Source organism: Staphylococcus nepalensis, from assembly GCF_002442935.1.
Taxonomy (GTDB): domain Bacteria; phylum Bacillota; class Bacilli; order Staphylococcales; family Staphylococcaceae; genus Staphylococcus; species Staphylococcus nepalensis.
Genome location: NZ_CP017466.1, coordinates 2176382 through 2200331, shown reverse-complemented (window position 1 = coordinate 2200331; position 23950 = coordinate 2176382). Strand labels below are relative to the sequence as shown.

Genomic DNA, 23950 nt, shown 5'->3' with positions numbered 1-23950 from the left:
GAGGTAATTTAAATGGCAGTAATTGAATTAACAGAAGCTGCAGCATATGAAGTTAAAGATATGATGCAACAAAATGATATGCCAGATGGATATTTAAAGCTTAAAGTAAACGGTGGTGGCTGCACAGGATTAACATACGGTATGTCAGCAGAAGCTGAACCAAGTGAAAATGACGAAGTATTTGAATTTCATGGTTTAAAAGTACTGATTGATAAATATGATAAACCTGTATTAGAAGGTACCAAAGTTGATTTTAAACAATCGCTTATGGGCGGTGGCTTCCAAATTAATAATCCAAATGCTATTGCATCTTGTGGTTGTGGTAGCTCATTTAGAACTGCTAAAGTTGCCGGAGCGCCAGAAGATTGTTAATAATATAAAACCAAGCATTCAAAGGCTATAGTTCGACCAAATATAGAGAGAACTATAGCCTTTTATATGTTTATGTGAAATAATAAACAATATGGGTATTACGGCTTGAAAATAAACTGTAAAAACTATAAAATTAGTGTTGGATGAAAAATGTCTTTTTTATGAAATTCTAAAAATTGTTTAACGTATAAAAAAAGACTGTCGCAACAAAAAAATGATGAAAGTTTAGGTGAATGAAATGGCTCAAGATCGTAAAAAAGTATTAGTTTTAGGCGCTGGTTACGCTGGTTTACAAACTATTACAAAATTACAGAAGCAACTTTCAGCTGATGAAGCTGAGATTACATTAATTAATAAAAATGATTATCACTATGAAGCTACTTGGTTACATGAAGCTTCAGCAGGAACACTTAGTTATGAAGATGCATTATATCCAGTTGAAAGTGTAATTAATAAAAACAAAGTAAACTTTGTTAAAGCAGAAGTTACAAAAATCGACCGTAATGCTAAGAAAGTAGAAACTGATGCAGGTATCTTTGATTTTGATATCCTAGTTGTTGCTTTAGGTTTCGAAAGCGAAACATTTGGTATTAAAGGCATGAAAGACTATGCTTTCCAAATTGAAAATGTATTAACTGCTCGTAAATTAGCACGTCACATCGAAGATAAATTTGCTAACTATGCGGCTTCGAAAGAAAAAGATGACAAAGATTTAGCTATTATCGTTGGTGGCGCAGGATTTACAGGTGTTGAATTCTTAGGTGAATTGACTGATCGTATCCCTGAACTATGTAATAAATATGGTGTTGACCAAACAAAAGTTAAAATTACTTGTGTAGAAGCAGCGCCAAAAATGTTACCACAATTCTCTGACGAATTAGTAAACCATGCTGTAAGTTATTTAGAAAGCAAAGGTGTTGAATTCAAAATTGCAACGCCAATCGTTGCTGCTAATAAAAAAGGTTTTGTAGTAAAAGTTAATGACGAAGAACAACAATTAGAAGCGAATACAGTTGTATGGGCTGCTGGTGTTCGTGGTAGTAAATTAATGGAAGAATCATTTGAAGGTGTTAAACGTGGCCGTATTGTTACTAACCAAGATTTAACTATCGAAGGTTACAATGATATTTTTGTAATTGGTGACTGTTCAGCATTTATTCCTTCTGGAGAAGAGCGTCCATTACCAACAACTGCACAAATTGCAATGCAAGAAGGCGAACATACTGCTAAAAACATTAAAAATATTTTAGAAGGTCAACCAACACAAGAATTTGAATACGTTGACCGTGGTACAGTATGTTCTCTAGGTGCTAATGATGGTGTTGGTGTCGTTTATGGCAAAGACATCCAAGGTAAAAAAGCTGCATTTATGAAAAAAGTCATTGATACTCGTGCAGTATTCAAACTTGGTGGCATTGGCTTAGCATTTAAAAAAGGTAAATTTTAATAATTAAATCATAAGTGTTAGCTATACATTTATGATGATATACATGATAAGGCTGGGGCATAAATAAATGTCTCAGCCTTAAATATAATATTGGCGGCGAAACGTTGTTTCGACAGTAGTTTTACATTTGTTGTTCGATTCAACCATCTGGTTCACACCAAGTGATAATTTCTGGGCCGAAAATCAGAATTTTATTGCACCTCGTCCGTGTCTTTGTTCTACTTAATTTGTAGATTAAAGCGTAAAATTGTGAGATGCTATGAATGAATGGAAATGGAGGATTATGAATGGATGCAGTAATTAATACAACTACAAATTTTGAGAATGATACGCTTATTGTTGGCGTGCCTGAACATTTGAATCAATTAGAGTCAATTAAAGTTGGAGATGATGAATTAAGTGATTTATTATCACCACTAAAACAACATCATATTTTAAGTACGAATATAGGAAAGATTTCTAGTACATTTTTTAAAATAGGCGAGAAAACACATAAACTTATCTCAGTTGGATTAGGAAATATCAAAACGCTCGAGTATAGTGATTATTTGAAAATATTTGGGAATGTATTTCAAGCTTTAAAACAAAGCCGGGTTGATCAGGCTACATTAGTATTTGATTCATTTAAATCTCATCAACATACAAATCAGACCATTGCTGAAATTCTAGGTCAACAAAGTGAACAATCTATCTACACATTTGACGGTTATAAAACAAATAAATCAGCACCTTATCAACTTAAATTAGCTATACATACAAAAGATCAAAGCATAAGCGACTCAGTTGAACAAGGGCATGCAATCGCAACTGCAATTAACTTAGCGCGTGATTATAGTAATATACCTCCTAATATTTTAACGCCTGCATATTATGCAGATTTGATACAACAGCATTTTAGCGAAACTGAAGTTATTGTAGATGTTAAAGACAGTGTGACATTACAAAGTGAAGGGTTTGGACTGGTTCATGCAGTCGGAAAAGCTTCTAAACAAGGACCACGTATTATCACACTTACTTATAACGGGGGGCGTCCAGGTGACAATCCAATTGCGCTTGTAGGAAAAGGTATTACCTATGATTCAGGTGGTTATTCTATTAAATCAAAAACAGGCATGCAAACAATGAAATTTGATATGTGTGGTTCATCTAATGTAATAGGAATGATTGAAGCGGCTCGTCAATTGGCATTGCCAATAAACATTGTTGGTGTGATTGCAGCTGCAGAAAATATGATAAATGAGGAAGCTATGAAACCGGATGATGTTTATACAGCTTTAAGCGGAGAATCTGTAGAAGTATTAAATACAGATGCTGAAGGACGTTTAGTCTTAGGCGATGCTGTTTTTTATGCAAATCAATTTGAACCGCAAGTTATTTTAGATTTTGCGACATTGACTGGGGCAGCAGTTGCAGCGCTAGGCGAAGATAAAGCCGCAGTGTTTAATAAAAATGCGACAACGTCATTAAATGCTATTCTGGAGCAAGCTAAGACAATGGATGAAATGGTATTTGAACTCCCTATGACTGCAACAGAACAAGCATTGATTAGAAAGAGTGCTGTTGCTGATTTAGTTAATCATACAAATGGGCAAGGTAAAGCTTTATTTGCCGCAACATTTATAAATCATTTCGCTGGTGACACCCCGCATTTACATTTTGATATTGCAGGCCCGGCTACAACGAATCAGCCATCATATAAAGGTCCAGCAGGCCCAACAGGTTACTTGATATTATCTATCGTTCAATGGTTGAGGACATTATGAGATAAAAAAACGTATTAAAAATAGGAACATGAATTAATAGTCGCGAGATAGGAATCATATGGTCTAAATTGAATTTCGTGGCTCCGCTTTAGCAAGCATGTTTAGACAAAAGTGTACAAAATCTAGAGTCTTGTGTAAGTACTATGCATTTTCATAAAGCGTAATATGAGCCAAAACGTTTTAAAGGGTATTCGAGGTTGAAACATTATTTATGATGTTTCAACCTCTTTGTTTATATTGTTGTAATGAAACGCAACCATACGAATGATATATTGTTTGGTTAAATATGAGAAAAATATGATTGACAATTCAGGTACTAATTGTTAATATAAATCTCGTGATACTTTAGTTCGATAACGTAATAAAGGAGATGTGCTTTTGTGATAAATGCAGTTGTTATAGCAGTTATACTGATGATTGTACTATGTTTATGCAGATTAAATGTAGTTATAAGTTTATTTATCAGTGCTTTAGTAGGCGGTTTGATTGCAGGTATGAGTATCACTGATATTGTATCTGTATTCGGTGAAAATATTGTCGATGGCGCCGAAGTGGCATTGAGTTATGCGCTATTAGGTGGATTCGCTGCTTTGATTTCTTATAGCGGTATTACAGACTATTTAGTGAATAAGATTATCAACGCGATTCATGCAGAAAATAATAAAATGTCACGTATTAAAGTTAAAATTATTATTATGGGCGCATTACTCATCATGAGTATCATGAGCCAAAACTTAATACCTGTGCATATTGCATTTATTCCAATTGTAATCCCTCCATTAATAAGTTTGTTCAACGAACTTAATATAGATAGAAGACAGATAGCAATTATCATCGGTTTCGGTTTATGTTGGCCTTATGTATTACTACCGTATGGTTTCGGTCAAATTTTCCATCAAATCATCCAAAGTGGGTTTTCTAAAGCGAATCACCCAATTGAGATGGGGATGATTTGGAAAGCTATGTTAATTCCATCGTTAGGCTATATTGTTGGCTTGATAGCTGGTATTTATTATTATAGAAAACCAAGACAATATGCAGAACATAAAGATATTAAAGATATGAGCCAAATTGAAATTAAACCCTATATATTAGGCGTAACTATCATTTCTATCATTGCTACATTTTTAGTACAAATGTTTACGGATTCAATGATTTTTGGTGCATTAGCTGGCGTACTTGTTTTCTTTGCTTCACGCGCTTACAAATGGACTGAATTAGATGAAAAATTTGTAGATGGCATTAAAATTATGTCATTTATTGGTGTAGTCATTTTATCTGCAAATGGTTTCGCAGGTGTGATGAATGAAACAGGGGATATAGGCAAGCTGGTTGATAGTATAAGCGGGGTGATTGGAGATAATAAATTAATTAGCATTATTGTAATGTATATTATTGGATTAGTTGTAACCCTAGGTATAGGTTCTTCATTTGCTACAATTCCAATTATTGCTACGTTATTTGTACCGTTAGGTGAATCTTTAGGTTTAAGTACCATGGCATTAATCGCTTTAATAGGTACGGCAAGTGCTTTAGGGGACTCAGGTTCTCCAGCAAGTGACTCTACATTAGGGCCAACAGCAGGTTTAGATGTTGATGGACAACATGATCACATTCGTGATACTTGTATCCCCAACTTTGTGTTTTATAACATTCCATTAATTATTTTTGGCACGATTGCAGCTATGATATTATAAACTTAATAATATGAAAATGAGGTGTCTTGAGTGACAAACATGCTTGATGTAATGAAAATAAAAGTAGAACGACAAGAACACGGGCTTATGGTTATGTCTATGCCAGTAACAGATGAAGTGAAGCAACCATTCGGCTTCCTGCATGGCGGCGCAAGTTTAGCGCTTGGTGAGACCGCATGTTCGATGGGAGCAGCCGATACCATTGATACGGACCACTATATCCCGTTAGGTTTAGAAATGAATGCGAATCACATAGGTTCCACTACTAAAGGCACAATATTTGCGACAGCTACAATTATACATGAGGGCAGTACAACGCAAGTATGGAATATAGATATTAAAGATGATACAGATAGATTGATTTGTGTCATGAGAGGCACGATTGCGATTAAGCCACGTAAACGCAATAAATAACGAAGTATAAATTAATTGACGATTTATAGAATTACGCTAACATGTATTTGAAAAAATAACTATAATAGACAGGCATATGAAACCAAATTAACTATTTGCGTTTCATGTGCCTGTTTTTTTAATTGATTATCTTATTTTTTCTTTTAATAATAATAAGGCGCCAATGCGGTTGGCAGCTTCACGCCCACCCATGATATTCCTTGCAAAAGGACCAAGTTGTAAGTCAGCTAAACCACCTGCCACAAATAAATTGGGCAACCATTCTAAATTGGTAGTGATGGAAGGTAAGCCTGCATTTGAGACTGGTGCGTTATATAGTTGAACTAACTGCTTAATTATTGGTTGTTGCATGATTGTATCTTTAAACCCGGTAGCTAAAAAGATGTGGTCGTAATATATGGAATGATGGTCTGTATAAATATGATGGCGATGAATTTCTTTTAATTCATTTATATGAATCATTAACCGGCCTTGTTTAACATATTTTTTAAGCCTTAGATACAACTCCTTAGGCATAGAACCTTGATGTCTTTCCTCTTTTATAATTGCTAATTTGGTTTTAGGATCAACAATATTATTGAAGGGTGTCATTTTTTTAGGGCCTAGCCAACCAGCATCTGCATCAAAATCATGCACATCAAGAGGTTTATTTGTCCAAAGATGAATGATTGAATGTGCCTGTTTTTTTAATAATTTTAAAGTTAAATGTGCCGCTGAAATACCACTGCCAACTACATGAGAAACGATTTTATCGATATCTATCTCTGAATCAAATATATGGGAGACGTCAGGTGCATTTTTAAATGTGGACGGTATGTATGGCTCATGATTACAACCATTAGCGATAACAACATAATCCGACTTTAGAAATTGTTGATTTGAAAGCCTAACGCACCATTGTTTTTCTTTGAGTATAATTTGATTAGCAAAAGCAACCGTGTGACTCTGATTCAGTTCAAATTCGTGTAAAAGACTATGAATATGGTCCATAAATAAATTTCTGTTGGGGCGTTTGTATGAACCATAGCTAGCATTAACATATTGATGATATTTAGCGAATTGATTTAAATGAAAAGGGTTAGGGTGAATATGATGTACACATGGAGATCGCAAATAGGGCATTTCAATCCTTTTTGTATAATGATTAAACTGTTCGCAAAGACTATGATGTGGATCAATAATATTCAACTCATGTGTCTTAATGCCTAAAGTCTTTAGTTTGATAGCAATTGTTACTGCCTGAATACCGCCGCCGATGATTGTCCAAGTAGACATTATTCCAACTCCTTTAAAACGAAATTATTACGATTTAATATATCATTGAATTGAGCAATAATCAATATTTTATAAAGCTCTAATGTGAAATAAGCGATTTGGAAAATAAAAAGATCAGTATGAGATAGTGTTGTTTTTCGAAAAAAGTAGCTTATTGCTCCAATTTGCTTGTAACAAAGCATCTGGAGTTAAACTTGAAGTTTTAATATGGAGGGTGGTTAGGGAGTGAGGCGAGGCTTTGGTATATAAAACATTTCAGCTTTGAATATCGTATTGGGAGCATCTGACTGTTAAAGCGATACTTTTTCATTTATGAAGATGAGTAGCACTTTAGCAAGGGTTTAAGCGCGTGTAACGCTTTGTGAAGGTGAATCACTTTTATGTAAGTGTTAGTAAGGTAGTATAAACATTACTGTTAATTTTAAATCATAAAAATAACCCCCTCTAACGTTTTCACTGTTTAAGTGTTTCTTTAGAGGGAGTATATCGAATGAAGGTGTTATAACTCCATTGTTCATTGTTATATATGCATTATTTAACGGTGTTATAATTTAGTGTCTTTTAAGTCTTCTTGAATATCATCCCGCTTTGTTCTTTTAGCAGCAGGTGTGCTTAAATTATAAGCAGCTTTGATTATAAGATGACTTGCTAACGGACCAGTAATTAAAATAAATAGTATACCAATCAGCAACTGCATATTTACGTATCCTTCGCGTCCGATAAAGTATAAGAAAACGCCACTAATTAATAACATTGCACCTAATGTAGCAGCTTTACCAGCAGCATGTGCTCTAGAATATACGTCATCTAAACGTAAGAGACCAATAGCAGCGAGTGCGCTAATAAGTGAGCCGAGTATAACCAATATAAGTGCAATACTAATGATGATCGTTGTTATCATGCTCAATCACCTTACCTTTATCCATATATTTGGCGAAAACGGCAGTGCCTAAGAATGCTAGAATACCAATTAATAGAATGGCAACCATCATATATTTAGTACCTAAGAAAATACTAAATAGCGCTACAATCGCCATTAATTGTATTCCCATAGCATCGAGTGCTACAACCCTATCAGCAAGAGAAGGTCCGATAATAACACGAACTAGCATACCTAACATGGATAATGCAACGATAACTAATGCAACGATTAATATAATATTGTAGTTCATTCATATTCGCCTACCTCTCTTACCACTTTTTCAAGGGATGATTTAATACCTTCAATCTCTTCTTCTTTTGTACTGAAATCAATACTGTGTACATATATTTTTGTACGATCATCACTGACGCCTAAAACAATAGTTCCGGGTGTAAGTGTAATTAAATTTGATAATAAAGCAATCTGCCAATCCTTTTTCAAATCTGTGGGATATATAAAGAAGGCAGGTTCGTTGTTAAGTTTAGGTTTAGTAACGATGCGAATGACATCGATATTAGCTTTTATTAGTTCTATTAAGAATACGAAAAACAATTTAATTATTTTATAAACCGTAATAATATAAAATCTGCCGGGTAAAACACCGCGCATTAGGAATACTAGCAATAGAGCAAATAGATAACCTAATAGAAAATTATTAAATGTATAACTGCCAGTAACAAATAACCAAAAAACAGATAACATTAAATTGACTAATATTTGAATTGCCATACTATTCTCCCCCCAATACGCTATCAATATAAACACTAGGATTGTAGAAAGTTTCAGCAGCATCTTTAATAATTGGGTGTAAGAAATCAGCAGATAATCCGAATAATACAGAAATAGCAACTGAAACGACCGCTACTGCAAGCACCCCTTTATATTGAAGTTTAGGATTCACTTCATAACCTTCAGGTTCTCCAAAGAAACCTTTTAAGAAAATGCGAATGACAGAATAAAGTACTACAAGACTAGATAATAATACGATTATACCACTAATGTAGAAGCCTTTTTCAAAAGTGGCTTGAACAATATAATATTTTCCGTAAAAACCACTTAACGGCGGAATACCTGCTAAGCTTAATGCAGCGATAAAGAATGTCCACCCTAATACAGGATAATGTTTGATTAAGCCACCATATTGACGTAAATCATGCGTTTTTGTAATTTTATACATTACACCGATTAAGAAGAAAAGGGCTGCTTTAATGAGCATATCATGTAAAGTGTAATAGATTGCGCCCATCATGCCGGCTTGATTCATCATCGCAATTCCCACTAAGATGACACCTACGGCAACCATAATATTGTAAATGATGATTTTTTTAGTGTCGAAATAACTTACTGCTCCTACACAACCAAAAATAATTGTGAGTAATGCTAGAAATAAAATTGTGTATAGAGAAAAGTTTGATGACTCACCAAAGAATAGGCTCGCCGTTCTTGCAATCGCATATACACCGACCTTTGTTAACAATGCACCAAAGAATGCAATAATCGCTATTGGTGGAGCGTAATACGCGCCCGGTAGCCAAATGTACATTGGGAAAACACCTGCTTTAGTAGCAAAGACAAAGATGAACATAATAAAGATGATACTAATAATCCCTTTATCTTGCGCTGACAATTGGCTTAATTTTTCACTAATATCTGCCAAATTCAATGTACCAACGACTGAATAAAGCATGGCAACTGCAATAACAAAGAAAGCAGAGGATGTCACATTTACAAGTACATATTTAATTGTTTCACTTAATTGTACCTTCGTACCACCGATGACTAGCAATATGTAAGATGCCATTAAAAATACTTCGAAGAATACGAAAAGGTTGAAAATATCGCCTGTGATAAATGACCCTATAACACCTGTAAGCATAAACATAATTGCGAAATAGTAGTAATATGTTTCACGTTCAATACCTACGGATTGGTATGAATATAAAATAATCAACATTGTTACAATTAAACTAGTGATTACAAGTAGGGCACTAAATATATCAAGTACAAATACAATACTGTAAGGAGCCTCCCAAGAACCGAGTTCAAGTTTGATTGGCCCGTGTTTTAATACATTTTTTAAATTAATAAATGCAAAAATCAATGTGATTGCTGTACCTGATAAAGCAACGTAACGCTTTATTTTCGGGCGTTTACCAATGAATATGAGTGCGATAATGGTTAACATTGGTATGACGAGTAGTGAAATAATAAGGTTACTTTCTATCATCATCTAGCACTCCTTTCATGCTTTCTACGTTGTCTGTGCCCAATTCTTTATAACTTCTAAAAGCTAATACTAAGAAAAACGCTGTGACAGAAAACGAAATGACTATTGCTGTTAATATAAGTGCTTGAGGGATGGGGTCTACATATGAAGTGATCCCTTTTTCATAAATAGGCACTTCACCTTTTTTAAGCCCACCCATAGTTATTAAAAATAAATTGGCTGTATGTGTTTGTAAAGTAGTCCCAATAATGATACGAATCAAACTTTTAGAAAGAATGAGGTAGACGCTCATTGCAGTGAGAATACCACAAACAAAAATCATCACTATTTCCATTACTCATTCTCTCCAATCGCTAATATTATAGTCATTATTGTACCAACGACAGCACACAAAACACCTAAATCAAAAAAGGTCGCAGTATGCATTTCTATTGGTTTTAAAATTACTAATGGAATTTCAAAGGGTGTATGTGTAAAGAAGTTTTTATTGTATAACCAACTTGCCATTGGTGTGGCTAAACAAAAGAATAAGCCTATACCAATGAGTTTTTTGAAATCCCATGGATATATTTTGCGCATTGTCTTAATATCGAATGCGACAGAAATGATTACAAGTGAACTGGACAATAATAAGCCGCCAACGAAACCGCCGCCGGGTGTATAGTGTCCTGTTAAGAACAGATGTAAACCAAACATAACGATTAAGAAGAAAATCACAATTGCTGAATATTGGAAAATTAAATTATTCTTCTGTCTTTTCAATGTGAGTTCCTCCTTCATCATTTGATTTATTTTTATAACGAAGTTTAATCATTGTATAAACACCTAATCCGGCAATACCAAGCACTGAAGATTCAAATAATGTATCGGTACCACGGAAGTCAACGAGAATAACGTTAACCATGTTTGTTCCATGTGCCAAATCATATACATGATCTTTATAGAATTCGCCAATTGAACCAAAATGTCTATTACCATAGGCGATCAAACCTAATACAGTAACCACAAGGCCAGCACCTATGGCGATAATTGCGTTTAACCATTTATATGAAGGTGTTTCATTGTGTCGGTTTAAGTTTGGTAAATGATAGAAACATAATAAGAACAATGCTGTAGAAATCGACTCTACAACAAATTGTGTGAGTGCTAAGTCTGGTGCACCAAAGAAAATAAAGAAAATAGCTACTGCATAACCTACAGCACTCGCCATAATAATACTAAATAAGCGAGAACGAGCGAATATAATCATAGAAGCAGCCGTAATGATAATGACTACGATGATTAATTCAAATGGTCTTATTTCACTAACATCTTTAAAATTGATACTGAACGGCGTTACTAGTAATGTCACAAGCGTGATAATGATTAATGATGCAAAAATCATTAATAAGTTATTACGTGTAAATCCTGTAACATATGTGTTTGTAAATTGGCTCGAAAAGCTTGGCGTAACTGCGCCTAATTTATTATACCAATAGTTGATTGTTAGTTTTGTAGGTTGCGCTTTTAATAAGCTAATCCAATAACCGAAACTAAAGATTAATAATATGCCAACAATATATATGCCTAATGTTGAGAAAAAGGCCGGCGTAAATCCGTGGAACATATGAAACTCAGCTGTTGTTCCTGTAGTATGACTTATTGCGTTAACTGCAGGTTCAATAATCGATCCTGTCAATATTGAAGGGAAGAAACCAAAAACAATCACTAGTATTGCTAAAATACTCGGTGATATTAGCATTAATTTTGAAACTTCATGAGCTGGCTTAGGTAATGAATCAGGTTTGTAACTACCTAAGAATATCTGTCCGATAAATCTAACAGAATAGACAAAAGTAAATACGCTGCCTAGGATAGCTACGATTGGAATAAGTATGCCAATACTATTTAAACTGAATATATTAGCATGTGTAACTTCAATCATACTTTCAAGGAATTTTTCTTTTGATAAGAATCCATTAAATGGTGGAATGCCTGCCATACTTAGTGATGTAATAATCGTGATTGTGAATGAAATTGGCATAATAGTGATTAAACCACCAAGTTTATTTACATCACGCGTCCCAGTACTATGATCTATAGCACCTGTTACCATAAACAAGGCACCTTTAAAAGTAGCATGGTTGATAAGATGAAACACAGCAGCCGTAAATGCAGCTACATAAATTTGGCTATCCGCACCTTCAAAATGGTAACTTACTGCACCAATGCCCAACATTGCCATAATCATACCTAATTGAGACACTGTTGAAAAAGCAAGAATGCCTTTTAAATCTTGCTGTTTTGTTGCGTTTAATGAGGCCCAGAATAACGTGATTAAGCCTACTGCGGTAATCGTCCAAATCCAGCCTTGAGAAAGTGCAAAGATTGGCGTCATACGGGCAACTAAGTAAAGACCTGCTTTAACCATTGTCGCTGAGTGTAAGTAAGCACTGACGGGCGTAGGAGCTTCCATAGCATCTGGTAACCAAACGTAGAATGGAAATTGGGCTGATTTTGTCATCGCGCCAATAATTACAAATATCATAGATAGTATAAAGAAAGGACTCGTTTGTATTTCTGACGCATTGCCAATTAACGTTTGAATACTTGTAGATCCGCCTGCAAGTGATAATAAGATGAGTCCACCAAGCAGTGAAAGGCCACCTAGTACTGTGATGAGCATTGATTTTTGTGCCCCATAAATAGATGCTTGTTTCGTTCTCCAAAATGAAATTAGTAGAAAACTAGAAAAAGAAGTTAACTCCCAAAACAGATACAAAATAATAATGTTATCTGATAATACAACGCCTAACATGGCACCCATAAAAAGCAATAGGTAACAATAAAAATGACCTAATTGCTCTTGTCGACTTAAATAACTAATAGAATATAATACAATTAAGCTTCCAATACCAGTTATTAATAAACTGAATAGTAAGCCTAATCCATCAACATATAAATCGAAATTCATGCCAAAGTGAGGCATCCAATTTGCTTTATGTACTACGTTATTTCCTGACATTGTAGTCGAAATGTCTGAAAGAAAATAAATAAATAAGACGACGGGGATAGGTAACACAAACCATCCTAAATGTATTCGCTTATATATGCGATATACAAATGGAATAATGAGTGCAAATATTAACGGTAATAAGACCGCTATATGTATCAAACTCATTATTTTATCCTCCTTTTAAAAAATAGTGTAAAGCCATTATACATGAATAACACTAATCTGAAAAACAACGCCAACCCTTGCAGAGCTTATATTTAAAGTTTATTTTAAATAAGAAGAAACAAGGTATTTTTATTCAAAAAATTTTTTATATTGGATTGAATAATCTTCCTTTAAACGGCTTAAATTCTCAAGTGACATTTTAGCAAAGGCTGTGTTTTCTGCTTTTAATTTACTTTCCAAATTTGAAATTGCGAGTTGCAAGGATGCTATATAAGGCATTTCCTCTACATTAAATGGTCTTAGTTTTGACTTAGATGTATAGCGTTTTTCAAATTGGCTTAAAGCTTTGCGCTCATGGAAAAATACATTTTCAGTTTCGTTTGGATGATGTAAATCACCTTGTTTTGGATGTTTAATAACTTGTTCAACTTGAACTAATACTTGGTTCTCGTCTTCTTCTTTGATTGAAACGCCATAACTTCCAGTTTTGTGTGCAAAACGATATAACATAATTCAATACTCCCTTCATTTTATGTTAGAATACATATATCATCTTAACATGAAATGGAGAATAAAAATGACGAACTATCCTCAGTTAAATTCAGAAGTAAATGAAAATGAAATAAAATTAGTAATGCATACAAATAAAGGTGATATGACTTTTAAACTATTACCTGACGTTGCACCCAAAACAGTAGAAAACTTTGTAACACACGCTAAAAATGGTTATTATAATGGTATTTCTTTCCACCGTGTTATCAATGATTTTATGGTTCAAGGTGGAGATCCAACTGCTAGTGGTATGGGCGGTGAAAGTATTTATGGTGGTCCTTTTGAAGATGAATTTTCATTAGAAGCCTTCAATTTATATGGTGCTTTATCTATGGCTAACTCAGGCCCGAATACAAACGGTTCGCAGTTCTTTATCGTTCAAATGAAAGAAGTGCCTGAGTCTATGCTAAGTCAACTTGCAGATGGTGGATGGCCAGAACCAATTGTCAAAGCTTATGGAGAAAAAGGTGGTACGCCTTGGTTAGATCAAAAACATACAGTATTTGGTCAATTGATAGATGGAGAAGCAACATTAGAAGATATCGCAGCTACTAAAGTGGGACCTCAAGATAAACCATTGCATGACATCACAATCGATTCTATAGACGTGGTTGAGAAATAAAAACAAATATTACAATAAGTGCAATGATTTGAACATAGAATGATATCAGTTATGGGTTGGTTTCAATGTTGTATCATATACAAATCAAATAATAGATGGCATAGTGTTGATATAATCATGGGTGTTTTATAACCGTTGCAAAACGTTAAAACAGTTTCAATTAATTTATAGTTATGCTTTTGAAGGTTATAAAATTATAACATCTGCTTGAAAAATATGAACCCGACTTTGAATGTATAAAAAATATAAAGTATGAAAATTAAGTCTGGATGCAGAGAAACTTTTTGTTGTTTTTACTGCATTCAGACTTTTTTAATTTTATTGTCAAAAATAAAAGAATTAATAAATACATCCCCATGTGCTGTAAGAGCTTTCATAAATGCATTCGATTCTCATTTAACGTTGGCTATTTTACTTTATTTCTAAATAAATCGTGAAATTTTTCTAGGTAATGTTAGTACCTTAAGAGGATTTATGCTATCATGAACTTGTTAAGTAAAACGAATTAAGGGGTTATCACGTTGAATAATCACTATAAAGTAGGTCAACATATTAAAGTTCGTGTGACTGGTATTCAACCGTATGGCGCTTTTGTAGAAACCCCTGACAATACTGAAGGATTAATCCATATTTCTGAAATTATGGATGACTACGTCCACAATTTAAAAAAGTTTTTATCGGAAGGACAAATTGTAAAAGCGAAAGTAATATCAATTGATGAAGAAGGTAAGTTAAATCTTTCTTTAAAAGATAATGACTATTTTAAAAACTATGAACGTAAAAAAGAAAAACAATCAGTATTAGATGAAATTAAAGAAACCGAGAAATATGGGTTTCAAACAATTAAAGAACGCTTACCGGTTTGGATTAAACAGTCCAAAGACGCGATTAAAGATGAGCGATCATCTTTTAAAAAATACTAACATCTTCAATGAAGATGTTAGTATTTTTTATATAACAGTAAATTGTTCTATATGAGTTGCACGCGTAATATGAAAAATCATAAAATTATATGCGTGAGCATATAGTTTTATATTTGAATTTAAGGCAGTTAGAATTAAAGTACTTAAAGTGATGATATTACGACACTTTAGTATTTTTGAATTTTAGGAGGATTTAATTTAATGAATAAAAAATTTCAACCATTATTTGAAAAATTAAAATTACCAAATAATGTAACATTAGATAATCGATTTGTGCTCGCCCCTTTAACACATGTTTCATCCAATGATGATGGAACAATTTCAAATGAAGAAGTTGTCTATATGGAACAACGTTCAAAAGACGTTGGTTTAGCTATTTCAGCAGCAAGTAATGTAACGGATTTAGGTAAAGCTTTCCCTGGACAACCTTCTGTAGCACATGATTCTAATCTTGAAGGTTTAAAACGATTGGCAAAAGCAATGAAGAAAAACGGTGCAAAAGCAGTCGTTCAAATTCATCATGGTGGCGCGCAATCATTACCTAATTTAACGCCTAATGGTGACGTTGCGGCACCAAGCCCTATATCATTAAAAAGTTTTGGTGAACAAGAAGAACACCATGCGCGTGAAATTACTGAAGATGAAATTGAAACAACAATCAAAGCATTTGGTGAAGCTACACGAAGAGTAATTGAAGCAGGCTTTGATGGTGTTGAAATACATGGTGCCAATCACTATTTAATTCATCAATTTGTTTCTCCTTATTATAACCGTCGTAATGATGAATGGGGAGAAAATCGCTATCAATTTGCTTTACGTGTGGTGGATGAAGTAGCAGAAACTGCTAAAACGCACGGCAATGAAGATTTTATCGTTGGTTATAGATTTTCTCCTGAAGAAGCTGAATCACCAGGTATAAGTATGGAAATAACGGAAACATTAATCAAAAAATTAATTGAAAAACCATTAGATTATTTACATGTATCATTAATGGATATTCACTCAAAAACACGTGAAGGTCAATATAAAGGACAAGAGCGTATTAAATTAATTTTAGATTGGATTAATGGACGTATGCCGCTGGTAGGTATCGGGTCAATTTTCACTGCTGAACAAGCGATTGAAGCGATTGAATCAACAGGCGTAGAACTTGTTGCATTAGGAAGAGAAATTTTATTAGATTATAATTTTGTAAGTAAAATTAGAGAGGGCAAAGAAGATGAAATTATATCTCAATTTGACCCTAATAGAGCAGATAAACATCATTTACCACCGAACTTGTGGGAACAATTTAATAATGGCTTTTACCCATTACCAAGAACTGACAATAAATAAAAGTAGTTCAATGATGTTCTAAAGCATATAAAACACACTAGCGATAAGCCATGAAGAAATCTATCATGATAGATTTCTTCATGGCTATTTTTTATCATTATCGTAAAAATAAAGGTTAAGGAATGACTATATGTCAAATAGGATATTGGTAAGATGAGCAAATGATTTTAGAAAATATATATTTCTGTTTGTATGCTTATTAAGCTTTACCATACAAGGTTTACGCGTATCGATTTGATAATCCATTTTTAAATTTTTTTGTTTAGGATATAGCTTTTATTCATAGTATATGAATAGCTAATGTGGGTTAGATTAGATAGCGATAAATTTAATTTAAGAAAATGGTTAAATTTATTGAAATTGACTTGTGCAAACAGTTAGAAATGTGTCATTATATTATTGTAAGGGCTTACATTATATTAGTGGTTTTATAAACATAGCATTTAAAACTTTAGTTGTAAGTTTTGAATTTACGATTTTATAGCATTTTCGGAAAATAGTTTTCGAAAGTTAATAAATACGTTATGCTATGAATAAGTATTGCCAATTAATCATTATATTTCAATTCACACAAAGGGGAGATATTATGTCAAGATCAGAAGAAATCATTGAATTAACAAACCACTATGGTGCTCATAATTATGTACCACTTCCAATTGTTATTTCAGAAGCTGAAGGCGTATGGGTTAAAGACCCGGAAGGAAATAAATATATGGATATGTTATCTGCTTATTCTGCAGTAAACCAAGGGCATAGACATCCTAAAATCATCCAAGCGTTAAAAGATCAAGCAGATAAAGTGACTTTAGTATCGCGTGCATTCCATAGTGATAATTTAGGCGAATGGTATGAAAAAATTTGTAAGTTAGCTGGTAAAGAGAAAGCTTTACCAATGAATACAGGCGCAGAAGCAGTTGAAACAGCATTGAAAGCTGCACGTCGTTGGGCTTATGATGTAAAACAAATTGAACCAGATAAAGCTGAAATTATAGCATTCAATGGTAACTTCCATGGTCGTACAATGGCACCCGTATCATTATCATCTGAACCAGAATATCAGCGCGGTTATGGTCCTTTATTAGACGGTTTCCGTAAAGTTGAATTTGGTAACATAGATGCAGTTAAAAAAGCAATCAATGAAAATACAGCAGCTATTTTAATCGAGCCTATACAAGGAGAAGCTGGTATTAATGTACCGCCTGAAGGCTATTTAAAAGAAATTAGAGCATTATGTGATGAACATAACGTTTTATTTATCGCTGATGAAATTCAAGCAGGACTTGGACGTTCAGGTAAATTATTTGCTACTGATTGGGATAACGTTAAACCGGATGTTTATATTTTAGGCAAAGCGCTAGGTGGTGGTGTGTTTCCAATTTCAGTTGTACTTGCAGATGAAGAAGTATTAGGTGTATTTACACCTGGCTCTCACGGTTCAACATTTGGGGGGAATCCTTTAGCTTGTGCTGTATCTATTGCAGCATTAGACGTTTTAGTAGATGAAGATTTAGCAGGTCGTTCATTAGAATTAGGCGAGTATTTTAAATCAGAATTAGAAAAAATTGAACATCCATCTATTAAAGAAGTACGCGGTCGCGGATTATTTATTGGTATAGAGTTAAATGAAAATGCTAGACCATACTGCGAGAAGCTAAAAGAAGCAGGTTTATTATGTAAAGAAACCCATGATACCGTGATTAGATTTGCACCACCGCTGATCATTTCTAAAGAAGAATTAGACTTTGCAATAGACAAAGTAAACAGTGTTTTTAAATAAAATCAATGTTCTGTAACTTAAGTTTTGAAAACCCTTTAAAAAGCAAAATCTTATGTTACAATTATCGTGAAAGCGAAATCATTAGTAACGAAAAAGAGGCGAAATGAATCATGACTGAGAATAATAATTTAGTTACTTCTACGCAACAAATTATTAAAGAAGCATTGCATAAATTGGGATTTGATGATGGTATGTATGACTTAGTAAAGGAACCATTAAGATTCCTTGAAGTACGTATCCCTGTACGTATGGATGATGGGACCGTCCAAACATTCAAAGGGTATCGTGCTCAACATAATGATGCTGTTGGACCAACAAAAGGTGGGGTACGTTTCCATCCCGATGTAGATGTTGAAGAAGTTAAAGCATTATCTATGTGGATGACATTAAAATGTGGCATCGTGGATTTACCATACGGTGGCGGTAAAGGTGGAATCATTTGTGATCCAAGACAAATGAGTATTCATGAAGTTGAACGTCTATCTCGTGGGTATGTTCGTGCGATATCTCAATTTGTTGGACCTACAAAAGACATCCCAGCACCAGATGTATTTACTAACTCACAAATTATGGCTTGGATGATGGACGAATATAGTTCATTAGATAAATTTAATTCACCAGGATTTATCACTGGGAAGCCTATTGTTTTAGGTGGTTCACAAGGACGCGATCGTTCTACAGCATTAGGCGTTGTGATTGCTATTGAACAAGCAGCTAAACGTAGAGGTTTAAACCTTAAAGGGGCACGTATTGTTATTCAAGGTTTTGGTAATGCGGGAAGTTTCTTATCCAAATTCCTTTACGATATGGGTGCGAAAATCGTTGGTATCTCAGATGCTTATGGTGCACTACATGACCCAGATGGTTTGGATATAGATTATCTTTTAGATAGAAGAGATAGTTTTGGTACAGTTACAAACTTATTCGATGACACAATTTCTAACAAAGCATTGTTTGAACTTGATTGTGATATTCTTGTGCCAGCAGCAATTGCTAACCAAATTACAGAAGATAATGCAAATGATATTAAAGCAGATATCGTTGTTGAAGCGGCTAATGGCCCTACAACACCAGCTGGTACACGTATCTTAACAGAACGTGGTAAATTGCTTGTACCTGATGTGTTAGCAAGTGCTGGCGGTGTTACAGTTTCTTACTTCGAATGGGTTCAAAATAACCAAGGTTATTATTGGTCAGAAGAAGAAGTGAATACGAAATTACGTGAGAAACTAATCACAGCTTTCGATACCATTTACGAATTATCTCAAAACAGAAAAATAGATATGCGCTTAGCAGCATATATTATTGGTATTAAACGTACTGCTGAAGCTGCACGTTACCGTGGTTGGGCTTAATTAATCAATGATTGAAATTAAATAAAAAGTAGATGAAGTTCTATTAATAAAGTGAACTTCGTCTACTTTTTTGTTTGCATTAATCTTTGTTGTGCTGTCGTCCATCATCTTGTATAACTTGTTTATATAAATCAGGATAATTAGTGAAAACACCATCAACACCATATTGGTTTAAACGATACATATCCTCTTTGTTATTGACTGTAAATGGATGAACTAATAAGCTGGCGCGTTTAAGATTCTTTACATTTTGTTCAGTTAAATCTGTAAATTCAGGACCTACACCAATGGCATATTGTCTGATTTGATTGAAATCTTTTTGTGATAGACGTGGTAATTCACCTTTATCTAACAATCTTATTAATGGTATATTGCTATTTAAACGATGTAATTTAGTTAAACTTTCAACTGAAAATGATTGTATTAATACATGACCATTGTTAAGCGAGTGTTTATTGAGCAAATGGTGAGCATCCAGTGCTTCAAGTACTGCTTCTTCCATGCCTGGATAAACATCAGGTGATTTGGTTTCAATATAATAATTAGCATCTGGGCCATAGCGTTCTAATATTTCATTAAATGTAGGAATTTTAGCATCTTTATAGTTTGAATTAGCGTATTTTGGGTTTTGAGCATTAAATTTACTACCTGCATCTAATTGTTTTAATTCTTCGAGCGTATAAGCATCAACTCTTCCAGTGCCATTTGTGGTTCTATCTACTGTTTCATCATGCATCGCTACTAGGTGCCCGTCTTTAGTCATTTGTAAGTCGATTTCAATATAGGATGCGCCTATGGCATTGTGGCTTTTATCATACGAGAAAAAGGTGTGTTCTGGGGCATACCCACTTGCGCCCCTATGCGCGATTGTTGTGTATTGTTCGCCAGTCAGATTATGTACGTTATTTGAGTTATACGAGTTATGAGATGTCTGATTTGAAGTTGAAGCGTTGCTGGTATTCCTACCACTAGCTTCGATTATCGATGTAGTTGTTATGAGGGACAGGGACGTAATTGCAATACTAGTTGTAATCACTTTATTTAGGCTTTTCAAAATGAGGTCACTCCTTGGTATGTATTTACATATCAACCGTACAAAATAAAATGACATATGAGAATGAAATTTACGATATTAAAATTTAAAATTTATAAAATTAACACTTTTATAACGATCTGTTAAATTATTTAAAAAACTTTATAAAATAAAACAATAAAAGAAAGGGCACTTTGATTTTTCAATCATATTGAATCATGTTCAAGTAAAATGCGATGAAATGTATAAAGAACGTATTTTGGAAAAAAAGCCTGTAAGTTAATTCACTTAATTAACTTACAGGCTTTATCTTAGGCATATTAATTTGTATTATACTGCTGTTTAATTACTGATAACTGATGTTTTACAGAAGCTTGACCAGTTGATCCATAACTGATACGACGGCTTACGCAATTTTCAGGTTTTAAGTAATCATAAATATCTGATTCAATGCTTTCGTGTGCTTCTTGATATTGATTTAATGGCACGTCTAATAAATAAATATTGTGTTGAATAGCCCATAATACCATTTTTCCAACAATTTCATGTGCTGTTCTGAAGGGCACACCTTTATTAACGAGATAATCAGCAAGCTCAGTTGCATTTGAAAAATCATTATAAACAGTTTGTTGTAAGTATTCCACATTTACTGTCATTGTGTCTATCATACCTTCGAAAATGCGAAGAGAGCCTTTGATAGTATGAATTGCGTCAAACAGTCCTTCTTTATCTTCTTGCATATCTTTGTTATAAGCAAGAGGTAAACCTTTGAGCGTCATTAGCATACTCATCAAGTTTCCTGTCGTACGACCAACCTTGCCTCTAATTAATTCAGCCATATCAGGGTTTTTCTTTTGTGGCATAATGGAAGAGCCAGTTGAAAACGCGTCTGATAAGGTTATAAAATGTGCTTCGGCAGATGACCAAAAAATAATTTCTTCAGCAAAACGAGATAGGTGAACCATCGTCAGTGAAATATTATGCAATGTTTCTACAATATAGTCTCTATCACTTACAGCATCCATACTATTTTCGTAAATAGAACTAAAGTTTAATAAAGATTGTGTTTCATGACGATCGATGGGATAGGTTGTTCCACTTAGTGCAGCGGCACCAAGTGGGGAAATATCGATTCGTTTTAAGCTATCTTCAAAACGTGATTTGTCTCTATTTAACATCCAATAATAAGTGAGGATGTGATGTGCGAATGAAATAGGTTGTGCTCTTTGTAAGTGCGTATAACCAGGCATAATGGTATCCACGTGTTGTTCCGCTATATCGACAATGGTTTGTTTAAAACTGTCGATTAACTCAATAATTTTTGTAACTTCTTCTTTGGTATACAGATGCATATCAGTAGCTACTTGATCATTTCTGCTTCGGCCAGTATGCAATCTACCACCTGCGTCACCAATACGTTTAATTAATTCATGTTCTATATTGAGATGGATATCTTCTAAAGAAACATCTAGTGATAAATTACCTTCTTCATAATCTTTTAAAATATCTTTTAAGCCATTAATAATTTGATGGCAGTCATCATCAGATATAATGTTTTGTTTGGCTAACATTGTGGCATGGGCAATGCTTCCTTGCACATCATATTGAATGAGTGCTTTATCAAAATGGACTGAAGCATTAAACGCATCAACCCAGTCTTCAGGTTGTTCACTAAATCTTCCACCCCAAGCTTTCTTACTCATTTAAGTAACCACCATGTAACATAGAATTGACTTTAGTTGGTAGACCAAAGATATCAATGAATCCGACTGCTGAGGCTTGGTTAAATGCATCTTCTTTTGTATAAGTTGCTAATTTTTCGTTATATAATGTATGTGGTGATTTTCTTCCATTTACAATTGCATTTCCTTTGAATAATTTAACACGTACTTCACCAGAAACGAACGCTTGTGTACTATCTACAAATGCTTTTAAGCTATCTGTTAAAGGTGAGAACCAAAGACCATTATATATTTGTTCTGAAAATTGCTTTTCAATTACTGGTTTGAAATGTGCTACATCTTTAGTCAAAGTAATCGTTTCAAGTGCTTTGTGTGCTTTTAAAATGACTTCTGCTGCTGGTGTTTCATAAACTTCTCTTGATTTAATACCCACTAATCTATTTTCTACATGATCGATTCTACCAATACCATGTTTACCAGCAAGCTTATTTAATTCTAATATTAATTGGCTTAATGTATAAGTTTCTCCATTAAATGATGTTGGAATACCTTTTTCAAAGGTTAATACAATTTCATCCGCTTCATCTGGCGTATCTTCAATTTCTTGTGTTAAATCAAATGCATCTTTTGGTGGTGCTGCGTAAGGATCTTCCAAAATACCACATTCATTACTTCTTCCCCATAAGTTTTGGTCGATTGAATATGGAGAGTCATGTTGGATTGGAACTGGAATATTATGCTTTAATGCATAATCAATTTCTTCTTCACGACTCCAAGCCCATTCTCTTACCGGGGCAAATACTTTTAAATCAGGGTCTAAAGCTTTAATTGCTACTTCAAAACGCACTTGATCATTGCCTTTACCAGTACAACCATGGGCAATACCTACAGCGTTAGTTTTGCTAGCAATTTCTACTAATTTTTTTGAAATTAAAGGTCTTGATAGTGCAGAAACAAGTGGGTAAGTACCTTCATACATTAAATTTCCTTTAATTGCATATGAAACAAAGTCATTACTAAATTCTTCAGTAGCATCAATAATATGACATTCAACTGCCCCCATGTCTAATGCTTTTTGATAAACTAAATCCAAATCTTTTCCTTCACCGACATCTAAACAACAAGCGACAATGTCATAACCTTTATCAATCAACCATTTTACTGCCACACTTGTATCTAATCCGCCGGAATATGCTAATACGATTTTCTCTTTCATAATTACACCTCTATTGAAAATTTTTATTTGTTAGTTATAAATTTGATATTAGTAAGTATAGCAGATTAAAAATGAAAATAAAACCATTTTTATACATAAATATGCAAAAACTTGAAATTTCTAAAAATGTATAATTTGGTTTTATGATTGTGATAGCGTTGGTATAATATTTGCCTTT

At 33.9% G+C, this 23950-nt stretch carries 22 protein-coding genes; 10 read left to right on the top strand and 12 right to left on the bottom strand.

Annotation, left to right across the window (positions count from 1 at the left end):
- The first annotated feature begins 12 nt into the window (after positions 1-12).
- The 5 genes from BJG89_RS10410 to BJG89_RS10390 all read left to right on the top strand — a co-directional run bounded on the left by BJG89_RS10410 (position 13) and on the right by BJG89_RS10390 (position 5693).
- Positions 13-372: a HesB/IscA family protein gene (locus BJG89_RS10410; RefSeq protein ID WP_096810527.1), complete on the top strand. Its 360-nt coding sequence runs from the start codon at positions 13-15 to the stop codon at positions 370-372.
- 238 nt (positions 373-610) lie between these two features.
- Entirely contained in the window at positions 611-1819 is a 1209-nt protein-coding gene (locus BJG89_RS10405) for an NAD(P)/FAD-dependent oxidoreductase (RefSeq protein ID WP_096810526.1), read from the top strand.
- A 287-nt stretch (positions 1820-2106) separates the two neighbouring features.
- Positions 2107-3582, top strand: a complete 1476-nt coding sequence (locus BJG89_RS10400) for a M17 family metallopeptidase (protein WP_096810525.1) — start codon at positions 2107-2109, stop codon at positions 3580-3582.
- 380 nt (positions 3583-3962) lie between these two features.
- Complete coding sequence (locus BJG89_RS10395) at positions 3963-5279, top strand: Na+/H+ antiporter family protein (RefSeq protein ID WP_096810524.1); 1317 nt, start codon at positions 3963-3965, stop codon at positions 5277-5279.
- 30 nt (positions 5280-5309) lie between these two features.
- Complete coding sequence (locus tag BJG89_RS10390; RefSeq protein ID WP_096810523.1) at positions 5310-5693, top strand: PaaI family thioesterase; 384 nt, start codon at positions 5310-5312, stop codon at positions 5691-5693.
- A gap of 126 nt (positions 5694-5819) precedes the next feature.
- On the opposite strand, the gene BJG89_RS10385 is transcribed toward BJG89_RS10390, so the two are convergent.
- The 9 genes from BJG89_RS10385 to kapB all read right to left on the bottom strand — a co-directional run bounded on the left by BJG89_RS10385 (position 5820) and on the right by kapB (position 13787).
- Positions 5820-6968, bottom strand: coding sequence for an FAD/NAD(P)-binding protein (locus BJG89_RS10385; protein WP_096810522.1), 1149 nt, complete (start codon positions 6966-6968; stop codon positions 5820-5822).
- 544 nt (positions 6969-7512) lie between these two features.
- A complete protein-coding gene (locus BJG89_RS10380; RefSeq protein WP_096810521.1) occupies positions 7513-7869 on the bottom strand; it encodes a Na+/H+ antiporter subunit G1 in 357 nt (118 codons plus the stop codon).
- Entirely contained in the window at positions 7847-8140 is a 294-nt protein-coding gene (locus BJG89_RS10375; protein ID WP_096810520.1) for a Na(+)/H(+) antiporter subunit F1, read from the bottom strand. The genes BJG89_RS10380 and BJG89_RS10375 overlap by 23 nt, the downstream gene beginning before the upstream one ends.
- The gene (locus tag BJG89_RS10370) at positions 8137-8619 is read right to left on the bottom strand and encodes a Na+/H+ antiporter subunit E (protein ID WP_096810519.1); all 483 of its coding nucleotides are present in this window, start codon (positions 8617-8619) and stop codon (positions 8137-8139) included. The genes BJG89_RS10375 and BJG89_RS10370 overlap by 4 nt, the downstream gene beginning before the upstream one ends.
- 1 nt (position 8620) lies before the next feature.
- On the bottom strand, positions 8621-10117 hold the full coding sequence (locus BJG89_RS10365) for a Na+/H+ antiporter subunit D (protein WP_096810518.1): 1497 nt from the start codon (positions 10115-10117) through the stop codon (positions 8621-8623).
- Positions 10104-10451, bottom strand: a complete 348-nt coding sequence (gene mnhC1, locus BJG89_RS10360; protein ID WP_096810517.1) for a Na+/H+ antiporter Mnh1 subunit C — start codon at positions 10449-10451, stop codon at positions 10104-10106. Before mnhC1 ends, BJG89_RS10365 begins: the two co-directional genes overlap by 14 nt.
- Complete coding sequence (locus tag BJG89_RS10355) at positions 10451-10879, bottom strand: Na(+)/H(+) antiporter subunit B (RefSeq protein WP_096810516.1); 429 nt, start codon at positions 10877-10879, stop codon at positions 10451-10453. The genes mnhC1 and BJG89_RS10355 overlap by 1 nt, the downstream gene beginning before the upstream one ends.
- Positions 10860-13277 carry a Na+/H+ antiporter subunit A gene (locus tag BJG89_RS10350; RefSeq protein ID WP_096810515.1) on the bottom strand — a complete coding sequence of 806 codons (2418 nt, stop codon included), beginning with the start codon at positions 13275-13277 and terminating at the stop codon, positions 10860-10862. Before BJG89_RS10350 ends, BJG89_RS10355 begins: the two co-directional genes overlap by 20 nt.
- Positions 13278-13406: 129 nt before the next feature.
- On the bottom strand, positions 13407-13787 hold the full coding sequence (gene kapB, locus BJG89_RS10345) for a sporulation phosphorelay system protein KapB (RefSeq protein ID WP_096810514.1): 381 nt from the start codon (positions 13785-13787) through the stop codon (positions 13407-13409).
- A gap of 67 nt (positions 13788-13854) precedes the next feature.
- Here kapB and BJG89_RS10340 point away from each other — a divergent pair, with 67 nt between their 5' ends.
- From BJG89_RS10340 to BJG89_RS10320, 5 genes are all read left to right on the top strand, one after another.
- Positions 13855-14451 (top strand): peptidylprolyl isomerase, encoded by a 597-nt coding sequence (locus tag BJG89_RS10340; protein ID WP_096810513.1) that lies wholly within the window; start codon positions 13855-13857, stop codon positions 14449-14451.
- Positions 14452-14972: 521 nt separating this feature from the next.
- A complete protein-coding gene (gene ygs, locus BJG89_RS10335) occupies positions 14973-15374 on the top strand; it encodes a S1 domain-containing post-transcriptional regulator Ygs (protein WP_096810512.1) in 402 nt (133 codons plus the stop codon).
- 201 nt (positions 15375-15575) lie between these two features.
- Positions 15576-16709, top strand: a complete 1134-nt coding sequence (locus BJG89_RS10330; protein ID WP_096810511.1) for an NADH-dependent flavin oxidoreductase — start codon at positions 15576-15578, stop codon at positions 16707-16709.
- A gap of 586 nt (positions 16710-17295) precedes the next feature.
- Complete coding sequence (locus BJG89_RS10325; RefSeq protein ID WP_096810510.1) at positions 17296-18486, top strand: ornithine--oxo-acid transaminase; 1191 nt, start codon at positions 17296-17298, stop codon at positions 18484-18486.
- Between the two features lie 110 nt (positions 18487-18596).
- Positions 18597-19841, top strand: a complete 1245-nt coding sequence (locus tag BJG89_RS10320; RefSeq protein WP_096810509.1) for a Glu/Leu/Phe/Val family dehydrogenase — start codon at positions 18597-18599, stop codon at positions 19839-19841.
- A 79-nt stretch (positions 19842-19920) separates the two neighbouring features.
- Here the strand turns inward: BJG89_RS10320 and BJG89_RS10315 are convergent, their stop codons facing one another.
- The 3 genes from BJG89_RS10315 to BJG89_RS10305 form a co-directional block, all read right to left on the bottom strand.
- Positions 19921-20895 (bottom strand): glycerophosphodiester phosphodiesterase, encoded by a 975-nt coding sequence (locus tag BJG89_RS10315; RefSeq protein ID WP_096810508.1) that lies wholly within the window; start codon positions 20893-20895, stop codon positions 19921-19923.
- A gap of 299 nt (positions 20896-21194) precedes the next feature.
- Positions 21195-22577: an argininosuccinate lyase gene (gene argH, locus BJG89_RS10310; protein ID WP_096810507.1), complete on the bottom strand. Its 1383-nt coding sequence runs from the start codon at positions 22575-22577 to the stop codon at positions 21195-21197.
- The gene (locus tag BJG89_RS10305; RefSeq protein WP_096810506.1) at positions 22570-23772 is read right to left on the bottom strand and encodes an argininosuccinate synthase; all 1203 of its coding nucleotides are present in this window, start codon (positions 23770-23772) and stop codon (positions 22570-22572) included. The genes argH and BJG89_RS10305 overlap by 8 nt, the downstream gene beginning before the upstream one ends.
- Between the last annotated feature and the right edge of the window lie 178 nt (positions 23773-23950).

Bases quoted from the DNA above. Each gene is read 5' to 3' on its own strand.
- BJG89_RS10410 (WP_096810527.1), top strand. From the start codon at position 13: ATGGCAGTAATTGAATTAACAGAAGCTGCAGCATATGAAGTTAAAGAT.
- BJG89_RS10405 (WP_096810526.1), top strand. From the start codon at position 611: ATGGCTCAAGATCGTAAAAAAGTATTAGTTTTAGGCGCTGGTTACGCT.
- BJG89_RS10400 (WP_096810525.1), top strand. From the start codon at position 2,107: ATGGATGCAGTAATTAATACAACTACAAATTTTGAGAATGATACGCTT.
- BJG89_RS10385 (WP_096810522.1), bottom strand. From the start codon at position 6,968: ATGTCTACTTGGACAATCATCGGCGGCGGTATTCAGGCAGTAACAATT.
- BJG89_RS10380 (WP_096810521.1), bottom strand. From the start codon at position 7,869: ATGATAACAACGATCATCATTAGTATTGCACTTATATTGGTTATACTC.
- BJG89_RS10375 (WP_096810520.1), bottom strand. From the start codon at position 8,140: ATGAACTACAATATTATATTAATCGTTGCATTAGTTATCGTTGCATTA.
- BJG89_RS10370 (WP_096810519.1), bottom strand. From the start codon at position 8,619: ATGGCAATTCAAATATTAGTCAATTTAATGTTATCTGTTTTTTGGTTA.
- BJG89_RS10365 (WP_096810518.1), bottom strand. From the start codon at position 10,117: ATGATAGAAAGTAACCTTATTATTTCACTACTCGTCATACCAATGTTA.
- mnhC1 (WP_096810517.1), bottom strand. From the start codon at position 10,451: ATGGAAATAGTGATGATTTTTGTTTGTGGTATTCTCACTGCAATGAGC.
- BJG89_RS10350 (WP_096810515.1), bottom strand. From the start codon at position 13,277: ATGAGTTTGATACATATAGCGGTCTTATTACCGTTAATATTTGCACTC.
- kapB (WP_096810514.1), bottom strand. From the start codon at position 13,787: ATGTTATATCGTTTTGCACACAAAACTGGAAGTTATGGCGTTTCAATC.
- BJG89_RS10340 (WP_096810513.1), top strand. From the start codon at position 13,855: ATGACGAACTATCCTCAGTTAAATTCAGAAGTAAATGAAAATGAAATA.
- BJG89_RS10330 (WP_096810511.1), top strand. From the start codon at position 15,576: ATGAATAAAAAATTTCAACCATTATTTGAAAAATTAAAATTACCAAAT.
- BJG89_RS10325 (WP_096810510.1), top strand. From the start codon at position 17,296: ATGTCAAGATCAGAAGAAATCATTGAATTAACAAACCACTATGGTGCT.
- BJG89_RS10320 (WP_096810509.1), top strand. From the start codon at position 18,597: ATGACTGAGAATAATAATTTAGTTACTTCTACGCAACAAATTATTAAA.
- argH (WP_096810507.1), bottom strand. From the start codon at position 22,577: ATGAGTAAGAAAGCTTGGGGTGGAAGATTTAGTGAACAACCTGAAGAC.
- BJG89_RS10305 (WP_096810506.1), bottom strand. From the start codon at position 23,772: ATGAAAGAGAAAATCGTATTAGCATATTCCGGCGGATTAGATACAAGT.